Source organism: Candidatus Hydrogenedentota bacterium (assembly GCA_018005585.1).
In the GTDB taxonomy this organism is placed as follows: Bacteria; Hydrogenedentota; Hydrogenedentia; order Hydrogenedentales; family JAGMZX01; genus JAGMZX01.
Genome location: JAGMZX010000219.1, coordinates 1 through 1,845 on the forward strand (window position 1 = coordinate 1; position 1,845 = coordinate 1,845).

At 64.3% G+C, this 1,845-nt stretch carries 2 protein-coding genes; both read left to right on the plus strand.

From position 1 onward, the window contains the following. Positions 1-256 precede the first annotated feature (256 nt). Positions 257-1,345, plus strand: a complete 1,089-nt coding sequence (locus KA184_22380; protein MBP8132336.1) for an OmpA family protein — start codon at positions 257-259, stop codon at positions 1,343-1,345. 195 nt (positions 1,346-1,540) lie between these two features. Next, positions 1,541-1,845, plus strand: a 305-nt coding sequence (locus KA184_22385; protein MBP8132337.1) for a caspase family protein, incomplete at its 3' end; no start/stop codon positions are given.

Sequence of the window (1,845 nt, forward strand, 5' to 3'; positions counted from 1 at the left end):
GTCCCGGGTGGTGCGCGGCGGCTCGTGGTACAACGGTCCCGGGCGCTGCCGGTCCGCGAATCGCTACTACGCGAGCCCGAGCTACCGCCTCACGGCCTGCGGGTTTCGGCTGCTGCGCACCCCGTAGCCCTGTTGCCCTGTGCGCAGTTGCTCCTTGCCCTTATCGCGCGCGGAGCGCGTTCGAGTTCTTTCCGCGCGCGCATGCGTCGATATATAATGCGCCTGTGCCGTGGGGGCATGCATGAAGGAAGGGGACATGATGCATCGTCGATGGACTGCCGTTCTGCATGTGGTGTGGTTGCTGCCGGCAGTGCTGGCGGCGTGTTCGAGCGCGCCGGACGCGTCCGCCGCGGCGCAGGAGGCGTTGACCAGGGAAAAGCTGCTGCAGATGCTCGCGCCGCCTCCCGTGATAACCCGCGATGGGGGCGAGCGCAAGGCGGTGATCAGGCCCAAGGTCACGTCTGACGGTTACGCCGTGCCCGAGGCGTCGCCCTGCGCATCGCTATCGACCATCCTCTTCAAGCTGGATTCGGCGGAACTGCAACCGGAATCGGTCGAGCAGTTGAACCTCGTAACAGCCGCGCTGAACGAGGCCGGTATGAAAGACAAGCGCGTGCTGGTAGAGGGCCACACCTGCGAACTGGGCACGGGCGCGCACAACAAGACGCTTTCCGAACAGCGCGCCGCGTCGGTGCGCCGTTTTCTGGCGGCACATGGCGTGGACGACGCGCGCCTCGACACCGCCGGCTGGGGCGAGACGCGCCCGCGCTTCGGCGGCGAGGAAAACCGGCACCTGAACCGGCGCGTCGATTTCGTGATGCTGGAGAGCATGTCGGGCAAGACGCGCGAACCGCTGGCCCGCGGTCTGCGCCGGTTGGCCGCGCCGGCGCCCGGCGAACGCCGCTTCCTCGATGTGGCGTTCACGGGCCGAAGAAAGGCCGGCGGCCGCGACTTTCCGCTGGACCAGCCCCGGAACGAGCTGCAGTCCGGCGATTTCTACGGCATCGAGTTCAGCGTGTTCGAAGGCTGCCACGTCTATGTGCTTCACCTGGAATCACAGGGCACCGTTATCTGGCCGCTGGTCCAGTTCCGCCAGCTGGAAGGCGTCTGGTACTACTTCGCGGAAACGCAGAAGCTGCCGCCGGACAAAACCATGTACTTCCTCGACGAATACCCGGGCACGGAGGTCCTGGCCGTCATCGCCGCGCCCGGCCCCTTGGCCGATGCCGCCGCGGCCGCGGCCCTGTTCAAGCAGCACGGGGCCGGAATCACCGAACAACACGTGCGGACGGCCCTCGGCCAGCCCGAGGCGGAACTGTATCTCACGGTTATCGACCACAAGTAGCATGCTTCCGTATCGGTCTAAAAGATGACGTTCAGGCTTTCTTGAGGCGTCTCGAATACTGAGAACATTTTAAAAACCCTGATGGACTTGGGCTCAGGCCCGAGAACGTTCCAGTTGTCGTAATTGGGGAATCGCGTGATGAATCGGGAATGGAAGCGAACACGGACTTTCTGCTCATTGCTGGGATGGTTGTGCTTGTTGCAGCTTGTCGCAGGTTCCACCGAAGACCGCGGCGTGGGCGGAACCGCGGCACCTCCAGACGCATCAGGCAAGCGCGTGGCGCTCGTTATCGGGAACTCCGCCTACGCCTCGGCGCCTCTGCGCAACCCGGTGAATGACGCCAAAGCGATGGCCACGGCGCTCAAGCAGTGCGGGTTTGAGGTAATCGACAAGCTTGATTGTGACCTGCGCAATATGAAGGGAGCGGTGGATGATTTTGGGGCCCGTATCGAGGGTGTGGACGCGGCCCTGTTCTTCTATGCCGGACACGGGTTGCAGGT

What these genes read in the sequence shown, in the direction of transcription:
- KA184_22380 (MBP8132336.1), top strand. Translation starts at nt 257, where the DNA reads ATGATGCATCGTCGATGGACTGCCGTTCTGCATGTGGTGTGGTTGCTG.